The sequence below is a fragment of the Actinacidiphila paucisporea genome, assembly GCF_900142575.1.
GTDB classification, from domain to species: Bacteria; Actinomycetota; Actinomycetes; order Streptomycetales; family Streptomycetaceae; genus Actinacidiphila; species Actinacidiphila paucisporea.
Window position 1 is genome coordinate 11,609 of the sequence record NZ_FRBI01000040.1, and the last position, 17,107, is coordinate 28,715.

General features: G+C 73.0%; 16 protein-coding genes. 15 read left to right on the plus strand and 1 reads right to left on the minus strand.

The window, feature by feature from the left end; all coding sequences use genetic code 11:
• The first annotated feature begins 47 nt into the window (after window positions 1–47).
• The 9 genes from aroC to BUE44_RS33350 all read left to right on the plus strand — a co-directional run bounded on the left by aroC (window position 48) and on the right by BUE44_RS33350 (window position 8,202).
• Window positions 48–1,232: a chorismate synthase gene (gene aroC, locus BUE44_RS33310; RefSeq protein ID WP_073502762.1), complete on the plus strand. Its 1,185-nt coding sequence runs from the start codon at window positions 48–50 to the stop codon at window positions 1,230–1,232.
• A complete protein-coding gene (locus BUE44_RS33315; protein WP_073502763.1) occupies window positions 1,229–1,756 on the plus strand; it encodes a shikimate kinase in 528 nt (175 codons plus the stop codon). Before aroC ends, BUE44_RS33315 begins: the two co-directional genes overlap by 4 nt.
• Window positions 1,753–2,886 (plus strand): 3-dehydroquinate synthase, encoded by a 1,134-nt coding sequence (gene aroB / locus BUE44_RS33320; RefSeq protein WP_073502764.1) that lies wholly within the window; start codon window positions 1,753–1,755, stop codon window positions 2,884–2,886. Before BUE44_RS33315 ends, aroB begins: the two co-directional genes overlap by 4 nt.
• Entirely contained in the window at window positions 2,883–3,323 is a 441-nt protein-coding gene (locus BUE44_RS33325) for a type II 3-dehydroquinate dehydratase (RefSeq protein ID WP_073502765.1), read from the plus strand. The genes aroB and BUE44_RS33325 overlap by 4 nt, the downstream gene beginning before the upstream one ends.
• A 341-nt stretch (window positions 3,324–3,664) precedes the next feature.
• Window positions 3,665–4,366, plus strand: coding sequence for an AAA family ATPase (locus tag BUE44_RS33330; RefSeq protein ID WP_073502766.1), 702 nt, complete (start codon window positions 3,665–3,667; stop codon window positions 4,364–4,366).
• Between the two features lie 119 nt (window positions 4,367–4,485).
• A complete protein-coding gene (locus BUE44_RS33335) occupies window positions 4,486–5,592 on the plus strand; it encodes a M24 family metallopeptidase (RefSeq protein ID WP_073502767.1) in 1,107 nt (368 codons plus the stop codon).
• Window positions 5,593–5,646: 54 nt separating this feature from the next.
• On the plus strand, window positions 5,647–6,213 hold the full coding sequence (gene efp, locus BUE44_RS33340) for an elongation factor P (RefSeq protein WP_073502768.1): 567 nt from the start codon (window positions 5,647–5,649) through the stop codon (window positions 6,211–6,213).
• 2 nt (window positions 6,214–6,215) lie between these two features.
• Complete coding sequence (gene nusB, locus BUE44_RS33345) at window positions 6,216–6,641, plus strand: transcription antitermination factor NusB (protein ID WP_073502769.1); 426 nt, start codon at window positions 6,216–6,218, stop codon at window positions 6,639–6,641.
• Window positions 6,642–6,744: 103 nt separating this feature from the next.
• A complete protein-coding gene (locus tag BUE44_RS33350) occupies window positions 6,745–8,202 on the plus strand; it encodes a pyridoxal phosphate-dependent decarboxylase family protein (protein ID WP_073502770.1) in 1,458 nt (485 codons plus the stop codon).
• Window positions 8,203–8,349: 147 nt separating this feature from the next.
• Here BUE44_RS33350 and bldD read toward each other — a convergent pair whose 3' ends face one another.
• Window positions 8,350–8,850 carry a transcriptional regulator BldD gene (gene bldD / locus BUE44_RS33355; RefSeq protein ID WP_073502771.1) on the minus strand — a complete coding sequence of 167 codons (501 nt, stop codon included), beginning with the start codon at window positions 8,848–8,850 and terminating at the stop codon, window positions 8,350–8,352.
• Window positions 8,851–9,049: 199 nt separating this feature from the next.
• On the opposite strand from bldD, the gene pyrR reads away from it, so the two are divergent.
• The 6 genes from pyrR (at window position 9,050) to carB (ending at window position 17,063) form a co-directional block, all read left to right on the plus strand.
• Window positions 9,050–9,637, plus strand: a complete 588-nt coding sequence (pyrR, locus tag BUE44_RS33360; protein WP_073502798.1) for a bifunctional pyr operon transcriptional regulator/uracil phosphoribosyltransferase PyrR — start codon at window positions 9,050–9,052, stop codon at window positions 9,635–9,637.
• Window positions 9,638–9,727: 90 nt separating this feature from the next.
• Window positions 9,728–10,711 carry an aspartate carbamoyltransferase catalytic subunit gene (locus tag BUE44_RS33365; RefSeq protein WP_073502772.1) on the plus strand — a complete coding sequence of 328 codons (984 nt, stop codon included), beginning with the start codon at window positions 9,728–9,730 and terminating at the stop codon, window positions 10,709–10,711.
• A gap of 2 nt (window positions 10,712–10,713) precedes the next feature.
• Complete coding sequence (locus BUE44_RS33370) at window positions 10,714–12,000, plus strand: dihydroorotase (RefSeq protein WP_073502773.1); 1,287 nt, start codon at window positions 10,714–10,716, stop codon at window positions 11,998–12,000.
• A complete protein-coding gene (locus BUE44_RS33375) occupies window positions 11,997–12,629 on the plus strand; it encodes a PH-like domain-containing protein (RefSeq protein WP_073502774.1) in 633 nt (210 codons plus the stop codon). The genes BUE44_RS33370 and BUE44_RS33375 overlap by 4 nt, the downstream gene beginning before the upstream one ends.
• Window positions 12,626–13,759: a glutamine-hydrolyzing carbamoyl-phosphate synthase small subunit gene (gene carA / locus BUE44_RS33380; RefSeq protein ID WP_073502775.1), complete on the plus strand. Its 1,134-nt coding sequence runs from the start codon at window positions 12,626–12,628 to the stop codon at window positions 13,757–13,759. The genes BUE44_RS33375 and carA overlap by 4 nt, the downstream gene beginning before the upstream one ends.
• Window positions 13,752–17,063, plus strand: a complete 3,312-nt coding sequence (gene carB, locus BUE44_RS33385) for a carbamoyl-phosphate synthase large subunit (protein WP_073502776.1) — start codon at window positions 13,752–13,754, stop codon at window positions 17,061–17,063. The genes carA and carB overlap by 8 nt, the downstream gene beginning before the upstream one ends.
• Window positions 17,064–17,107: the final 44 nt, after the last annotated feature.

Below are 17,107 nucleotides of genomic sequence, written 5' to 3' on the forward strand. Positions count from 1 at the left end.
GGGAGGATCGAAGCGGCAGACGGCAGGGCGTTTTCGAGGGAGCACCGTTGAGCAGGTTGCGCTGGCTGACCGCGGGGGAGTCGCACGGACCCGCACTCGTCGCGACGCTGGAGGGGCTGCCCTCCGGGGTGCCCGTGACCACCGAGCTGGTGGCCGACGCGCTCGCCCGGCGCAGGCTCGGCTACGGTCGCGGCGCGCGGATGAAGTTCGAGCGCGACGAGGTCACCTTCCTCGGCGGGGTGCGGCACGGCCTGACCATGGGCAGCCCGGTGGCGGTCATGGTCGGCAACACCGAGTGGCCCAAGTGGGAGCAGGTGATGGCCGCCGACCCGGTGGACCCCGAGATCCTCGCCGGCCTGGCCCGCAACGCGCCGCTGACCCGGCCCCGCCCCGGCCACGCCGACCTGGCCGGCATGCAGAAGTACGACCTGGACGAGGCCCGTCCGGTGCTGGAGCGCGCCAGCGCCCGCGAGACCGCGGCGAGGGTCGCGCTCGGCGCGGTCGCCCGCTCCTACCTCAGGGAGACCGCGGGCATCGAGATCGTCTCGCACGTGGTGGAACTGGCCGGCGCCAAGGCCCCCTACGGCGTCCTGCCGGTGCCCGGCGACGAGGCCAGGCTCGACGCCGACCCGGTGCGCTGCCTCGACCCGGACGCCAGCGAGGCGATGGTCGCCGAGATCGACCAGGCCCACAAGGACGGCGACACCCTCGGCGGTGTCGTCGAGGTCCTCGCCTACGGCGTGCCCGTCGGCCTCGGCTCGCACGTCCACTGGGACCGCAGGCTCGACTCCCGGCTCGCCGGCGCCCTGATGGGCATCCAGGCGATCAAGGGCGTCGAGGTCGGCGACGGCTTCGGCCTCGCCCGCGTCCCCGGCTCCCAGGCGCACGACGAGATCCTGCCGGGGCCCGACGGCGTCCGCCGCGCCTCCGGCCGCTCCGGCGGCACCGAGGGCGGCATGAGCACCGGCGAACTGCTCAGGGTGCGCGCCGCGATGAAGCCCATCGCGACCGTCCCGCGCGCGCTGGCCACCATCGACACCGCCACCGGCGAGGCCGCCCAGGCCCACCACCAGCGCTCCGACGTCTGCGCGGTGCCCGCCGCCGGCATCGTCGCCGAGGCCATGGTCGCCCTGGTGCTCGCCGACGCGGTCGCCGAGAAGTTCGGCGGCGACTCCGTCGCGCAGACCCGGCGCAGCGTCCGCGGCTACCTCGACCACCTGGTCGTCCGGTGACCGCCCCCGCGGGCCCCCCGGCGGTCGTCCTGGTCGGCCCGCCCGGAGCGGGCAAGACCACCGTCGGCCGTCTCGTCGCCGACCGGCTCGGCGTCGCCTACCGCGACACCGACGCCGACATCGAGGCGACCGCGGGCAAGCCCATCCCCGACATCTTCATCGACCAGGGCGAACCGCACTTCCGCGAGCTGGAGCGCGCCGCCGTACGCGACGCGCTCGCCGGGCACGACGGGGTCCTCTCGCTCGGCGGCGGCGCGATCATGGACGAGGCCACCCGGGCGCTGCTGCGCGGGCTGCCGGTGGTCTTCCTCGACGTCGGCCTGCACGCGGCCGTCCGCCGGGTCGGCCTCGACGCCCCCCGCCCGCTGCTCGCGGTCAACCCGCGGCAGAGCTGGCGCGACCTGATGGAAAAGCGCCGCCCCCTCTACACCGAGGTCGCCAGGGCCGTCGTCGCCACCGACGAGGGCACCCCCGAGGACGTGGCCGAAGCCGTCCTCGACGCACTCCAGCTGAAGGACGCATGAGCGAGAACAGTCCCCAGACCGCGCCCCCCGTCCGCATCTCCGTCGCGGGCAGCGCGGGCACCGAGGGCTACGACGTACTGATCGGCCACCAACTGCTCGGCGAGCTGCCCGGGTTGATCGGCCCCGCGGCCGGGGGCCCCTCCGCCGCGGGGAAGGGGCGGGTGGCCGTACTGCACCCCGAGGCGCTGGCCGGCACCGGCGAGGCGGTCCGCGAGGACCTCGCGGAGCAGGGCTACGAGGCCATCGCCATCCAGCTGCCCAACGCCGAGGAGGCCAAGACCGCCGAGGTCGCCGCCTACTGCTGGAAGGCCCTCGGCCAGAGCGGCTTCACCCGCACCGACACCGTCGTCGGCGTCGGCGGCGGCGCGACCACCGACCTGGCCGGCTTCGTCGCCGCGACCTGGCTGCGCGGAGTGCGCTGGATCGCCGTCCCCACCACCGTGCTCGGCATGGTCGACGCGGCCGTCGGCGGCAAGACCGGCATCAACACCGCCGAGGGCAAGAACCTGGTCGGCGCCTTCCACCCGCCCGCCGGAGTGCTCTGCGACCTGGCCGCACTCGACTCGCTCGGCGAGCACGACTACGTCAGCGGCCTCGCCGAGATCATCAAGGCCGGCTTCATCGCCGACCCGGCGATCCTCGACCTCATCGAGGCTGACCCGCAGGCCGCCCGCAGCCCGCGGTACGCGCACACCGCCGAGCTGATCGAACGCGCGATCCGCGTCAAGGCCGAGGTCGTCTCCAGCGACCTCAAGGAGTCCGGGCTCCGCGAGATCCTCAACTACGGCCACACGCTGGCGCACGCCATCGAGAAGAACGAGCGCTACAACTGGCGGCACGGCGCCGCCGTCTCCGTCGGCATGGTCTTCGCCGCGGAGCTGGGCCGGCTCGCCGGCCGCCTCGACGACGCCACCGCCGACCGCCACCGCGCCGTCCTCGGCGCGGTCGGCCTGCCGCTGACCTACCGCGGCGACCAGTGGCCCCGGCTGCTGGAGACCATGCGGGTCGACAAGAAGTCCCGCGGCGACCTGCTGCGCTTCATCGTCCTCGACGGCCTCGGCAAGCCCAGGGTCCTGGAGGGCCCCGACCCGGCGATCCTGCTCGCCGCCTACGGGGAGGTGTCCGCGTGACCCGCCCGGTCCTGGTGCTCAACGGCCCCAACCTCGGCCGCCTCGGCTCCCGGGAGCCCGACGTCTACGGCTCCACGTCCTACGCCGGCCTCGTCGACGAGTGCCGCAAGGTCGGCGCCGACCTCGGCTTCGACGTCGAGGTCCGGGAGACCAACGACGAGGCCGAACTGATCGGCTGGCTCCACGAGGCGGCCGACGGGCGCATCCCCGTCGTCCTCAACCCGGGTGCCTTCACCCACTACTCCTACGGCCTGCGCGACGCCGCGGCCCAGCGCACGGCGCCGCTCATCGAGGTCCACATCTCCAACCCCTACGCCCGCGAGGCCTTCCGCCACACCTCAGTCATCGCGGCGGTGGCCTCCGGCACGATCGCAGGCTTCGGCCTGGCCTCCTACCGCCTGGCCCTCCAGTCCCTGGCCACCCCCACCGCTCCCTAGCCAACGCCCCGGGGGGGTGCCCCCCAGGGGCGCGGGGAACTGCGCGACAAGCCCCCGCCGGGGCGCGGGGCGTCACCGTCTCGAAGGGGCTGTTCGGTCCGCCCCGGCCCACCGCCCGGTGGGTGGTTGCCCGCGCAGTTCCCCGGCGCCCCTGAGGGGGCATCCCCTGCCCAGAGGGGGAACCGCGGAACCGCCGGGTCCGGGGAGGGCGGACCCTGCCGCGCGGAGGGCAGGGGCACCTGGGAGGATCCCCGGGCGTTCACCAAAGGACGCACGGGGACGGTACCGTTCCATGTCAACCCGCGCGGCAGCGCACCCCGCACGAGAGGGAGTCGGCCGACATGCAGCACGCTGTGGGGGCGCCGCAGCCCGGCGGGGGGCCGACGCCGCCCGTCGTCAGCCTCACCGGGCACTTCCCGCTGCCCGCGGCGGCCCCCGTGCAGATGCCCGCCCCGGAGGGCAACGGCTCGCTGTCCGGCGGCGCGCACGGCCCGGTGGCCGTCCTGCTGATCGGCGCGGCGGGCGCTGGCAAGACGACGATCGCCCGGCACTGGGCGGACAACCGCGGCGCCCCGACCGCGCACATCAGCCTCGACGACGTACGCGAGTGGGTGAGGGCCGGCTTCGCCGATCCGCAGGCCGGGTGGAACGAGCACTCCGAGGCGCAGTACCGCCTCGCCCGCCGCACCTGCGGCTTCGCCGCCCGCAGCTTCCTGGCCAACGGCGTGTCCTGCATCATCGACGACGCCGTCTTCCCCGACCGCCCCGCCGTCGGCCTCGGCGGCTGGAAGCGCCACGTCGGCCCCGGCCTGCTCCCGGTGGTCCTGCTGCCGGGCCTGGACATCGTCCTGACCCGCAATGCCGAGCGCACCGGCAACCGGCGGCTCTCCGACGAGGAGGTCGCCCGTATCCACGGGCGCATGGCCGGCTGGTACGGCTCCGGCCTCCCCATCATCGACAACTCCCAGCTCGACGTCACCGCGGCCGCCGCGGCCCTCGACCGGGTCGTGGCCCGCAGCATCCAGGGCCCCCCGGTCTGGTAGCCCGCGGTCCTTCGGCCGCACCACGGCCGGGGGTCGGCCTCCTGCACGACGGCCGGGGGTCGGCCTCCTTCGGGCGCCGAAAAGGGGCGAAGGGAGGGTGGGCGCCATAAGCTCACGGCATGGCCGAGGTGCATGCGACCCGCAGGGACCGGCTGCGCGAGCGGTGCGCGGCGGCAGGGCTGGGTGCCGCGCTGGTGACGCGGCCGGCGAACGTACGGTATCTGGCCGGATGTGCGCCGCCCGGATCGGCGCTGCTCGTCGGGCCGGGTCCGGAGGACACCCTGGTGCATCTGCGGCCACCGCCGGACGACCAGGGCGAGGCCGACCCGGACGACCTGCGCTCGACGGTGCTCGCGTCCCCGGACGGCGACGCGGCCGTGGCCGCGGCGACGATGGCCCGGGAGCGTCACGCGGACTCCCTCGCCGTCGAGGAGCACCACCTCACCGTGGCGCGCCACCGCGCCATCGGCTCGGTGGCCGACGCCCTGCCGCTGTCCGACCTCGGCGGAGCCGTCGAGCAGCTGCGGCTGGTCAAGGACGAGCACGAGATCGCCGCCCTGCGGATAGCCGCGGAGATCGCCGACCAGGCGCTCGGCGAGCTGCTGGAGTCGATTCTGGTCGGCCGCACCGAGCGGCACCTGGCGCTGGAGCTGGAGCGGCGGCTGGTCGACCACGGCGCCGACAGCGCCGCCTTCCCCACCTCCGTGGGCACCGGCCCGCACTCCGGGACCGCCCGGCACGTCCCGACCGACCGGCGGGTCGAGGAGGGCGACTTCCTCACGGTCCGCCTCGGCGCCTGCTACCGCGGCTACCGCTGCGAGGTGGGCAGGACCTTCGTGATCGGTACGGCTCCGGCCGGCTGGCAGATCGATCTGTACGACCTCGTCTTCCACGCCCAGCGGGCCGGCCGCGAGGCCCTGGCACCCGGTGTGGCCTGCCGGGACGTCGATCGGGCGACCCGCCAGCCGCTGGTCGCGGCGGGCCACGGGGACGGGGTGGCGCAGTGGTCGGGGCACGGTGTGGGCCTGGAAATCGACGAGGACCCTCAGTTGTCACCTGCGGCCATGGGTAAACTGGACGCTTGCGTGCCGGTCACCGTCGAACCGGGGGTCCACCTTCCGGGCCGCGGCGGTGTCCGCATCGACGACACACTCGTCGTACGTCCCCTGGCGGACGGCGGGCCCGAGCTACTCACCATCACGACCAAGGAACTCCTCGCCCTGTGACGGGCGCGGGTCTCCTCGGTCCCCGAAGCAGCACTTTCAGGAGATTCCGCAACCGTGGCCACCACGAACGACCTCAAGAACGGCCTCGTGCTCAAGCTCGACAGCGGCCAGCTCTGGACCGTAGTCGAGTTCCAGCACGTCAAGCCCGGCAAGGGCCCCGCCTTCGTGCGCACCAAGCTGAAGCACGTGCTCTCCGGGAAGGTCGTCGACAAGACCTTCAACGCGGGTGTGAAGGTCGAGACCGCCAACGTCGACAAGCGCGGCATGCAGTTCTCCTACAAGGACGGCACCGACTTCGTCTTCATGGACACCGAGACCTACGACCAGATCACGGTCAGCCCCGAGGTCGTCGGCGACGCCGCCAACTACCTGCTCGAGGGCTTCGAGGCCGTCGTCGCGATGTACGAGGGCGCGCCGCTGTACATCGAGCTGCCCGCCTCCGTCGAGCTGGTCATCGAGTACACCGAGCCCGGCGTGCAGGGCGACCGCTCCACCGGCGGCTCCAAGCCGGCGCGGCTGGAGACCGGTTACGAGATCGGCGTCCCGCTGTTCATCACCACCGGTGAAAAGGTGAAGGTCGACACCCGTACGGGCGACTACCTCGGCCGGGTGAACAGCTAACCGTGGCTGCCCGGAACAAGGCCCGCAAGCGTGCCTTCCAGATCCTCTTCGAGGCGGATCAGCGGGGTGCAGACCCGGTGACCGTCATGGCGGACTGGATCCGGCTCGCCCGGACCGACGACCGGCAGCCGCCGGTCACCGAGTACACGATGCAGCTGGTCGAGGGGTACACGGCACATGCCGCGCCGATCGACGACCTGCTGTCCGCACACGCGGTGGGCTGGACGCTGGACCGCATGCCGGTGGTGGACCGCAACCTGCTGCGGCTCGGTGCCTACGAGCTGATCTGGGAGGACGACGTCCCGGACGCGGTCGTGCTGGACGAGGCGGTGCAGCTCGCCAAGGAGTTCTCCACCGACGAGTCGCCCTCGTTCGTCAACGGCCTGCTCGGCAAGCTGATGGAGCTGAAGCCGACACTGCCGCGGTAACGACCCGCGCATCTTCCCTTGACCAGGCCCGACAGCAGAAGGTGAACAATATTCTGCTTCGGGCCTGGTGTCTGCCGCGGGTCCTGGCCTAGATTCCTGCCGCATGGACCACGTGGCGGGACCCGGCGGCGACGAGGCGATACTGGCCCGGCTCGACCGGCTGCGGGCCGCCGACCTGCCGGTGCGCGGCGGCCGCACCATGGCGTACGTCTACGACTCCGGGCTCGCCGGGCTCGACGAGCTGGCCGCCCGCGCGCAGGCCGCCTTCGCAGGCGTCAACGGCCTGGACATGACCGCCTTCCCCAGCGTCGTCACCCTGGAGAACGACATCGTCGGGCAGGCCGCCCGGCTGCTCGGCGGCGGCCCCGCCACCGCGGGGACCTTCACCAGCGGCGGCACCGAGAGCTGCCTGCTGGCCGTACTGACCGCCCGCGAGCACGCCGCCAGGACCCGCGGGGTCGCGGCGCCCGAGATCGTGCTGCCGCAGACCGCGCACGCCGCCTTCCACAAGGCCGCCGCCCTCTTCGGCCTCACCGCGGTCACCGTCCCCGTCGACCCCGGCACCTTCCGGGTACGGCCGCAGGACGTCGCCGCCGCCCTCACCCCGCGCACCGCCCTCGTCGTGGCCTCCGCGCCCTCGTACGCGCACGGCGTGATCGACCCGGTGGCGGAGGTCGCCGCGGCCGCCGCCGAGCGGGGCGTGCTGTGCCACGTCGACGCCTGCATCGGCGGCTGGTACCTCGGGCACCGCAGGCTCGCCGGCGGCATCGCACCGCCGCCGCCCTTCGACCTGGCGGTGCCCGGCGTGAGCTCGCTCTCCGTCGACCTGCACAAGTACGGCTACACCCCCAAGGGCGCCTCCGTGCTGCTCTTCCGGGACGCCGAACTGCGCCGGCACGGCTGGTTCGCGCACGCCTCCTGGCCGGGCTACCCGGTGGTCAACGCCACCCTGCAGGGCACCAAGTCCGCCGGGCCGCTCGCCGCGGCCTGGGCGGTGCTGCACAAGGTCGGCACCGCCGGGTACGTCGAGCTGGCCCGGCGGGTGCACGAGGCCACCAGGCAGCTGGTGGAGGGCATCGCGCGCATCGACGGGCTCCGGGTGCTCGGGGACCCCGACGCCTCGCTGGTCGCGGTCGCCGCCGACGACCCGGCGCTCGACCCCTTCGTGGTCGCCGACGAGATGCGGCTGCGCGGCTGGTACCTCCAGCCGCAGCCCGCCTACGCCGGCTCGCCGCCGAACCTGCACCTGACGGTGACCGCGGCCGTCGCGGACCCGGCCCGTATCGCCGACCTGCTGGCCGAACTCGCCGCCGCGGCGGACCGGGCCCGCGCTGTCGGCCCGGCCACCGTGGACCCGGGCATCGCCGGGATCGCCGCCGCCCTCGACCCCGCCACCCTCGGGCCGGCCGAGGTCGCCCTCGCGCTGGAGGTCGCCGGGGTCGGCGCCGACGGCAGCCTCCCGCAGCGGATGGCGCCGGTCCTCGCCGTACTCCAGGCGCTGCCCGCGCCCCTGACGGAGCGGCTGCTGCCCGAGGTGGTCTCCCGGCTGTACGCCGGCTGAGCGCGGCGGCCCGCCGGCACGGCTTTCCGACGGGCAGCCGGCCAGGGACGCCCCGGAAAAAGCGGCGCCCGGAGCGGGGACCCCCGCGAGGGGGCCGCCCGCCCCGGGCGGCGGGACGTTTCTGCAACTTGTGGGAAAAGCCGGGCGCTAGTTCTCTTCGTGCTGGACGGCCCGCCTGGCGTCGGCGTCGAGGACGCCCCACCCGATGAGCTGCTCGGTCAGGACCGAGGGCGACTGGTCGTAGATCACGGCCAGCGTGCGAAGGTCGTCCTGCCGGATCGAGAGCACCTTCCCGTTGTAGTCGCCGCGCTGGCTCTGGATCGTGGCCGCGTAGCGCTGCAGCGGCCCGGCCTTCTCCGGCGGGACCTGGGAGAGGCGCTCGAGGTCGAGCACGAGCTTCGGCGGCGGCTCGGCGGCCCCGCCGGGAGTCGTGCCCGGCAGCAGTTCCTGGACGGGCACGCCGTAGAAGTCGGCTAGCTCGGCGAGGCGCTGCACGGTCACGGCACGGTCGCCGCGCTCGTACGACCCCACGACCACTGCCTTCCAGCGGCCCTGGGACTTCTCCTCGACACCGTGCAGAGAAAGGCCCTGCTGCGTGCGGATGGCGCGGAGCTTGGCTCCGAGCTGTTTGGCGTAATCGCTGGACATATGGCTCCCCGGACGGAAACTCGGTGACTCACTGTGAGGTTACGCAGCGTAATCCGTGCTCGTCAAGCCGAAAGGGTCCGACCGGTCCCTGACCTGCGCGGTCTGTGCCACCTGATACCGTGAAGCGGTACCCCCGACGTCCTTTAACACCGTCCCGTGAGGCGGGGAAGGAGGTCCCCGACCGATGGTCGACGACCGCATGACAGCAGGACCGCAGGACCGCCCGGTGCTGGAAGCACCCGACATCGCCCGGGTCCTGACCCGTATCGCCCACGAGATCGTCGAGCGCGCCAAGGGCGCCGACGACGTGGTGCTGCTGGGCGTCCCCACCCGAGGGGTGTTCCTGGCCCGCCGGCTCGCCGGCAAGCTCGCCGAGATCACCGGCCGCGAGGCCGCCGTCGGCTCGCTCGACACCACCATGTACCGCGACGACCTGCGGCTGCACCCGCCGAGGGCGCTGGCGACCACCGACATCCCCGGTGACGGCATCGACGGCCGGCTCGTCGTCCTGGTGGACGACGTCCTGTTCTCCGGCCGTACCATCCGCGCCGCCCTGGACGCCCTCAACGACATCGGCCGCCCCCGCGCGGTGCAGCTCGCCGTGCTGGTCGACCGCGGGCACCGCGAGCTGCCGATCAGGGCCGACTACGTCGGAAAGAACCTCCCGACCTCCCAGCGCGAGACCGTCAGGGTCCTGCTCGCCGAGCACGACGGGCGCGACAGCGTCCTGCTCGGCCAGCGCGAGCCCGGCGCCGGCGCACGCACCGGCGCAGCCGCGGACGAGTAGCTCCGCCGCGCCACGACCCCGGCCAGGGGTCCCGCGCGTCCGCATGCCCGCTCGCCGCCCGCCAGGCCCCCCGTACCCCCGGAGACCCCGATGAAGCGCCACCTGATCTCGGCCGCCGACCTCACCCGTGACGACGCCCTGCTGATCCTCGACACCGCGGAGGAGATGGCCCGCGTCGCGGACCGGCCGATCAAGAAACTCCCGACCCTGCGCGGCCGTACCGTCGTCAACCTGTTCTTCGAGGACTCGACGCGCACCCGCATCTCCTTCGAGGCGGCCGCCAAGCGGCTGTCGGCCGACGTGATCAACTTCTCCGCCAAGGGCTCCTCGGTGTCCAAGGGCGAATCCCTCAAGGACACCGCGCTGACCCTGGAGGCGATGGGCGCCGACGCCGTCGTCATCCGGCACCACTCCTCCGGCGCCCCGCACCGCCTGGCGACCTCCGACTGGATCAACGCCTCGGTCGTCAACGCCGGCGACGGTACGCACGAGCACCCCACCCAGGCGCTGCTCGACGCCTTCACCATGCGCCGCCGGCTCTCCGGCGTCGGCCGCGGCCTGGAGGGCCGCCGGGTCACCGTCGTCGGCGACATCCTGCACAGCAGGGTCGCCCGCTCCAACGTCCTGCTGCTGACCACGCTGGGCGCCAGGGTCACCCTGGTGGCCCCGCCCACGCTGCTGCCGATCGGCGTCGAGACCTGGCCGTGCGAGGTGTCCTACGACCTCGACGCGGTGCTCGCGAAGTCCGACGCGGTGATGATGCTGCGCGTGCAGCGCGAGCGGATGAACGCCGCCTACTTCCCCACCGAGCGCGAGTACGCCCGCCGCTACGGCCTGGACGGCCTGCGGATGGCGGCGCTGCCCGAGCACGCCATCGTCATGCACCCCGGGCCGATGAACCGGGGCATGGAGATCACCGCCGAGGTCGCCGACTCGCCGCGCTGCACCGCGGTCGAGCAGGTCGCCAACGGCGTCAGCACCCGCATGGCGGTGCTCTACCTGCTGCTGGGCGGCTCCGAGCCGGCCATCGGCACCGACCGGTCAGACAGCGCCCGCACCGAGGAGAGCAAGTAACCATGAGCGAGATCCTGATCCGCGGGGCGAAGGTCCTCGGCGGCGCCGTCCAGGACGTCCTGATCAGCGGCGAGACCGTCACCGCGGTGGGCGCGGCCCTCGAAGCGCCCGGCGCCACCGTCGTCGAGGCCGCCGGGCACATCCTGCTGCCCGGCCTGGTCGACCTGCACACCCACCTGCGCGAGCCCGGCCGCGAGGACTCCGAGACCGTGCTGACCGGCACCCGTGCCGCCGCCGCCGGCGGCTACACCGCCGTGCACGCCATGGCCAACACCTTCCCGGTCGCCGACACCGCCGGCGTGGTCGAGCAGGTCTGGCGGCTCGGCAAGGAGTCCGGCTACTGCGACGTGCAGCCGGTCGGCGCGGTCACCGTCGGCCTGGAGGGCAAGCAGCTGGCGGAACTGGGCGCGATGGCCGACTCCGCCGCCCAGGTGCGGGTCTTCTCCGACGACGGCAAGTGCGTGGACGACGCCGTCATCATGCGCAGGGCGCTGGAGTACGTGAAGGCCTTCGACGGCGTCGTCGCCCAGCACGCCCAGGAGCCGCGGCTCACCGAGGGCGCCCAGATGAACGAGGGCACCGTATCCGGCGAGCTGGGCCTGACCGGCTGGCCCGCGGTCGCCGAGGAGTCGGTCATCGCCCGCGACGTCCTGCTGGCCGCCCACGTCGGCTCCCGGGTGCACATCTGCCACCTGTCCACCGCGGGCTCCGTCGAGATCGTCCGCTGGGCCAAGTCCAAGGGCTGGGACGTCACCGCCGAGGTCACCCCGCACCACCTGCTGCTGACCGACGAGCTGGTCCGCTCCTACAACCCGGTCTACAAGGTCAACCCGCCGCTGCGCACCGAGGCCGACGTCGTGGCGCTGCGTGAGGCGCTCGCCGACGGCACCATCGACTGCGTCGCCACCGACCACGCCCCGCACCCGCACGAGGACAAGGACTGCGAGTGGGCCGCGGCCGCCATGGGCATGGTCGGCCTGGAGACCGCGCTGTCGGTGGTCCAGCACACCATGGTCGACACCGGCCTGCTGGACTGGGCGGGCGTCGCCGACCGCATGTCGGCCCGCCCCGCCGCAATCGGCCGGCTCGCCGGACACGGCCGCCCGGTCGCCCCCGGCGAGCCCGCGAACCTGGTGCTGCTCGATCCCGCATACCGTGGAGTGGTCAACCCCGCGGGCTTCGCCTCCCGCAGCCGCAACACCCCCTACGAGGGGCGCGAGCTGCCGGGCCGCGTCGTCGCCACCTTCCTGCGGGGCCGCGCCACGGTCATGGACGGGAAGCTCACATGACACCTGTTACGCAGCTCGCCGCGGCACTCGCCGCCGCGACCGACGGCGGGAAGCACTCGGCGAAGGTCACCGACTGGACCGACAGGATCGGCTGGATCGTCGGCCTGGTCCTGGTCATCGGCCTGGTCTACTGGCTGATGCGGCAGGGCTGGCAGTGGCGCCGCACCCTCCAGGGCGGCCTGCCCGCCCTCCCGCAGGCACCGCAGGCCGCCGGCGAGGCCCTGCTGACGATGGACGGCCGCTACCACGGCAGCACCACCGCCGGTCAGTGGCTGGACCGGATCGTCGCCCACGGCCTGGGCGTACGCAGCCGGGCCGCGCTCACCCTCACCGCAGAGGGCCTGGACGTGGACCGCACCGGCGCCCCCGGCTTCTTCGTCCCCACCGCCGCACTGCGCGGCGCCCGGCTCGACAAGGGCATCGCGGGCAAGGTGCTCACCGAGGGCGGCCTGCTGGTCGTCACCTGGGAGCACGGCGGCATCCTCATCGACTCCGGCTTCCGCTCCGACCGTGCCGCGGAGCACCCGGCATGGGTCGAGCAGATCAACCGGCTCAGTGGCGACAGCGTCGTCGCCTTCACCGACACCAGGCCGGGCACCAGGCAACACGAGAAGGAAGGCGCACAATGACGACCTCCACCCGGGCGGCCACCGCACCCGCCGTACTCGTACTGGAGGACGGCCGCTCCTTCCGCGGCCGCGCCTACGGAGCGGTGGGGGAGACCTTCGGCGAGGCGGTCTTCTCCACCGGCATGACCGGCTACCAGGAGACGCTGACCGACCCCTCGTACCACCGCCAGGTGGTCGTCATGACCGCCCCGCACGTCGGCAACACCGGCGTCAACGACGAGGACCCCGAGTCGTCGCGCATCTGGGTGGCCGGCTACGTCGTACGCGACCCCGCGCGCGTGCCGTCCAACTGGCGCTCCCGGCGCTCGCTGGACGACGAGCTGGCCGCGCAGGGCGTCGTCGGCATCAGCGGCATCGACACCCGCGCCCTGACCCGGCACCTGCGCGAACGCGGCGCGATGCGGGTCGGCATCTTCTCCGGCGAGGCGCTCGCCGACGAGGAGACCCTGCTCGCCCGGGTCAGGCAGGCCCCCGAGATGACCGGCGCCGACCTGGCCGGCGAGGTCGCCACCGAGCGGCCCTACGTCGTCCCCGCCGTCGGCGAGAAGCGCTTCACCGTCGCCGCGCTCGACCTGGGCATCAAGGGCATGACCCCGCACCGGATGGCCGAACGCGGCATCGAGGTGCACGTGCTGCCGGCCACCGCGACCGCCGAGGAGGTCTACGCCACCGCCCCCGACGGCGTCTTCCTGTCCAACGGCCCCGGCGACCCCGCCACCGCCGACCTGACCGTCATCCGGGAGGTGCTGGAGCGCAGGACCCCGCTGTTCGGCATCTGCTTCGGCAACCAGCTGCTCGGCCGGGCGCTCGGCTTCGGCACGTACAAGCTCAAGTACGGCCACCGCGGCATCAACCAGCCCGTGCAGGACCGCGCCACCGGCAAGGTCGAGGTCACCGCGCACAACCACGGCTTCGCCGTGGACGCCCCGCTCGACCGGGTCAGCGACACCCCCTACGGGCGCGCCGAGGTCAGCCACGTCTGCCTCAACGACCAGGTGGTCGAGGGGCTGCGGCTGCTCGACCGGCCGGCCTTCAGCGTCCAGTACCACCCCGAGGCCGCCGCGGGCCCGCACGACGCCGCGTATCTGTTCGACCGCTTCACTCAGCTCATGGAGGCCCAGCGTGCCTAAGCGCACCGACATCCGGTCCGTTCTGGTCATCGGCTCGGGTCCGATCGTCATCGGCCAGGCCGCCGAGTTCGACTACTCCGGCACCCAGGCCTGCCGGGTCCTGAAGTCCGAGGGCCTGCGGGTGATCCTGGTCAACTCCAACCCGGCCACGATCATGACCGACCCGGAGATCGCCGACGCCACCTACGTCGAGCCCATCACCCCGGAGTACGTCGCCAAGATCATCGCCAAGGAGCGCCCCGACGCCCTGCTGCCCACCCTCGGCGGCCAGACCGCGCTGAACACCGCGATCTCGCTGCACGAGGACGGCACCCTGGCCGAATACGGCGTCGAGCTGATCGGCGCCAACGTCGAGGCCATCAACAAGGGCGAGGACCGCGAGCTGTTCAAGGGCGTGGTCGAGGCGGTCCGCGCGAAGATCGGCCACGGCGAGTCCGCCCGCTCGGTGATCTGCCACTCCATGGAGGACGTGCTCGCCGGCGTCGACACCCTCGGCGGCTACCCCGTCGTGGTCCGCCCCTCCTTCACCATGGGCGGCGCCGGCTCCGGCTTCGCCCACGACGAGGAGGAACTGCGCCGCATCGCCGGCCAGGGCCTGACCCTCTCGCCGACCACCGAGGTGCTCCTGGAGGAGTCCATCCTCGGCTGGAAGGAGTACGAGCTGGAGCTGATGCGCGACAAGCACGACAACGTCGTGGTCGTCTGCTCCATCGAGAACTTCGACCCGATGGGCGTCCACACCGGCGACTCCATCACCGTCGCCCCGGCGATGACGCTCACCGACCGCGAGTACCAGACGCTGCGCGACATCGGCATCGCCGTGATCCGCGAGGTCGGCGTCGACACCGGCGGCTGCAACATCCAGTTCGCCGTCAACCCCGAAGACGGCCGGGTCATCGTCATCGAGATGAACCCCCGGGTCTCCCGCTCCTCGGCGCTGGCCTCCAAGGCCACCGGCTTCCCGATCGCCAAGATCGCCGCGAGGCTCGCCGTCGGCTACACCCTGGACGAGATCCCCAACGACATCACCCAGAAGACCCCGGCGTCCTTCGAGCCGACCCTGGACTACGTGGTCGTGAAGGTGCCGCGGTTCGCCTTCGAGAAGTTCCCGGCCGCCGACGCCACGCTGACCACCACCATGAAGTCCGTCGGCGAGGCCATGGCCATCGGCCGCAACTTCACCGAGGCGCTCAACAAGGCGCTGCGCTCGCTGGAGAAGAAGGGCTCGCAGTTCGACTTCACCGGCGAGCCCGGCGACAAGGACGAGCTGCTGGCGCTGGCCGGCGTGCCCACCGACGGCCGGATCAACACCGTGATGGCCGCGATCAGGGCGGGCGCCACCCCCGACGAGGTCTTCACCGCCACCAGGATCGACCCCTGGTTCGTGGACCAGCTCTTCCTCATCCACGAGCACGCCGAGGCGCTCGCCGCCGCCGACCGGCTCGACCCCGAACTGCTCGCCGACGCCAAGCGGCACGGCTTCTCCGACGCCCAGATCGCCGCGATCCGGGGCCTGCGCGAAGACGTCGTCCGCGAGGTGCGGCACGCGCTGGGCATCCGCCCGGTCTACAAGACCGTCGACACCTGCGCCGCCGAGTTCGCCGCCGACACCCCGTACTTCTACTCGTCCTACGACGAGGAGAGCGAGGTCGCACCGCGGACGAAACCGGCCGTGATCATCCTCGGCTCCGGACCCAACCGGATCGGCCAGGGCATCGAGTTCGACTACTCGTGCGTGCACGCCTCCTTCGCGCTGCACGACGCCGGGTACGAGACGGTGATGGTCAACTGCAACCCCGAGACCGTCTCCACCGACTACGACACCTCCGACCGGCTCTACTTCGAGCCGCTCACCCTGGAGGACGTCCTGGAGATCGTGCACGCCGAGACCCAGGCAGGACCCGTCGCCGGCGTCATCGTGCAGCTCGGCGGCCAGACCCCGCTGGGCCTCGCGCAGGCACTCAAGGACAACGGCGTGCCCGTCGTCGGCACCTCGCCCGAGGCCATCCACCTCGCCGAGGACCGCGGCGCCTTCGGCCGGGTGCTCGCCGAGGCGGGCCTGCCCGCGCCCAAGCACGGCACCGCCACGTCCTTCCCCGGCGCCAAGGCCATCGCCGACGAGATCGGCTACCCCGTCCTGGTCCGGCCCTCGTACGTGCTCGGCGGCCGCGGCATGGAGATCGTCTACGACGAGACCCGCCTGGCCTCGTACATCGCGGAGTCCACCGAGATCAGCGCCGACCGGCCGGTCCTGGTCGACCGCTTCCTCGACGACGCCATCGAGATCGACGTCGACGCCCTCTACGACGGCCACGAGCTCTACCTCGGCGGCGTCATGGAGCACATCGAGGAAGCCGGCATCCACTCCGGCGACTCCGCCTGCGCCCTCCCCCCGATCACCCTCGGCGGCCATGACATCAAGCGGCTGCGCACCTCCACCGAGGCCATCGCCAAGGGCGTCGGCGTCCAGGGCCTGATCAACATCCAGTTCGCGCTGGCCGGGGACATCCTCTACGTGCTGGAGGCCAACCCGCGCGCGTCCCGTACCGTCCCCTTCACCTCCAAGGCGACCGCGGTGCCGCTCGCCAAGGCCGCCGCCCGCATCTCGCTCGGCGCCACCGTGGCGGAACTGCGCGCCGAGGGCATGCTGCCCGCCACCGGCGACGGCGGCACCCTGCCGCTGGACGCGCCGATCTCGGTCAAGGAGGCCGTCCTGCCCTGGAGCCGCTTCCGCGACGTCCAGGGCCGCGGCGTCGACACCATCCTCGGACCGGAGATGCGCTCCACCGGCGAGGTCATGGGCATCGACGCGGTCTTCGGCACCGCCTACGCCAAGTCCCAGGCCGGCGCGTACGGCGCGCTGCCCACCAAGGGCCGCGCCTTCATCTCGGTCGCCAACCGCGACAAGCGCGCGCTGATCTTCCCCGCCCGCGCGCTGATCGAGCACGGCTTCGAACTGCTGGCCACCTCCGGCACCGCGGAGGTCCTGCGGCGCAACGGCATCCCGGCGAGGGTCGTGCGCAAGCAGTCCGAGGGCGTCGGACCCGCCGGCGAGCCGACGATCGTGACCCTCATCCACGAGGGCGAGGTCGACCTCATCGTCAACACCCCGTTCGGCACGGGGGGCCGCCTGGACGGCTATGACATCCGCACGGCCGCGGTGGCCCGCGGTATCCCCTGCCTCACCACGGTCCAGGCCCTGGCCGCCGCCGTGCAGGGCATCGACGCCCTGACCAGCGGCGAGATCGGGGTCTGCTCCTTGCAGGAGCACGCCAGTCGCCTCACGGCGAGCCGAGGCGAATAACGGCCCCGGGCGCCCCCCTACGCAGGGGGGCGCCCTTACCCAGG

What these genes read in the sequence shown, in the direction of transcription:
- BUE44_RS33350 (WP_073502770.1), top strand. Translation starts at nt 6,745, where the DNA reads ATGGACCACGTGGCGGGACCCGGCGGCGACGAGGCGATACTGGCCCGG.
- pyrR (WP_073502798.1), top strand. Translation starts at nt 9,050, where the DNA reads ATGACAGCAGGACCGCAGGACCGCCCGGTGCTGGAAGCACCCGACATC.
- aroB (WP_073502764.1), top strand. Translation starts at nt 1,753, where the DNA reads ATGAGCGAGAACAGTCCCCAGACCGCGCCCCCCGTCCGCATCTCCGTC.
- BUE44_RS33375 (WP_073502774.1), top strand. Translation starts at nt 11,997, where the DNA reads ATGACACCTGTTACGCAGCTCGCCGCGGCACTCGCCGCCGCGACCGAC.
- BUE44_RS33330 (WP_073502766.1), top strand. Translation starts at nt 3,665, where the DNA reads ATGCAGCACGCTGTGGGGGCGCCGCAGCCCGGCGGGGGGCCGACGCCG.
- BUE44_RS33365 (WP_073502772.1), top strand. Translation starts at nt 9,728, where the DNA reads ATGAAGCGCCACCTGATCTCGGCCGCCGACCTCACCCGTGACGACGCC.
- bldD (WP_073502771.1), bottom strand. Translation starts at nt 8,850, where the DNA reads ATGTCCAGCGATTACGCCAAACAGCTCGGAGCCAAGCTCCGCGCCATC.
- carA (WP_073502775.1), top strand. Translation starts at nt 12,626, where the DNA reads ATGACGACCTCCACCCGGGCGGCCACCGCACCCGCCGTACTCGTACTG.
- BUE44_RS33370 (WP_073502773.1), top strand. Translation starts at nt 10,714, where the DNA reads ATGAGCGAGATCCTGATCCGCGGGGCGAAGGTCCTCGGCGGCGCCGTC.
- BUE44_RS33335 (WP_073502767.1), top strand. Translation starts at nt 4,486, where the DNA reads ATGGCCGAGGTGCATGCGACCCGCAGGGACCGGCTGCGCGAGCGGTGC.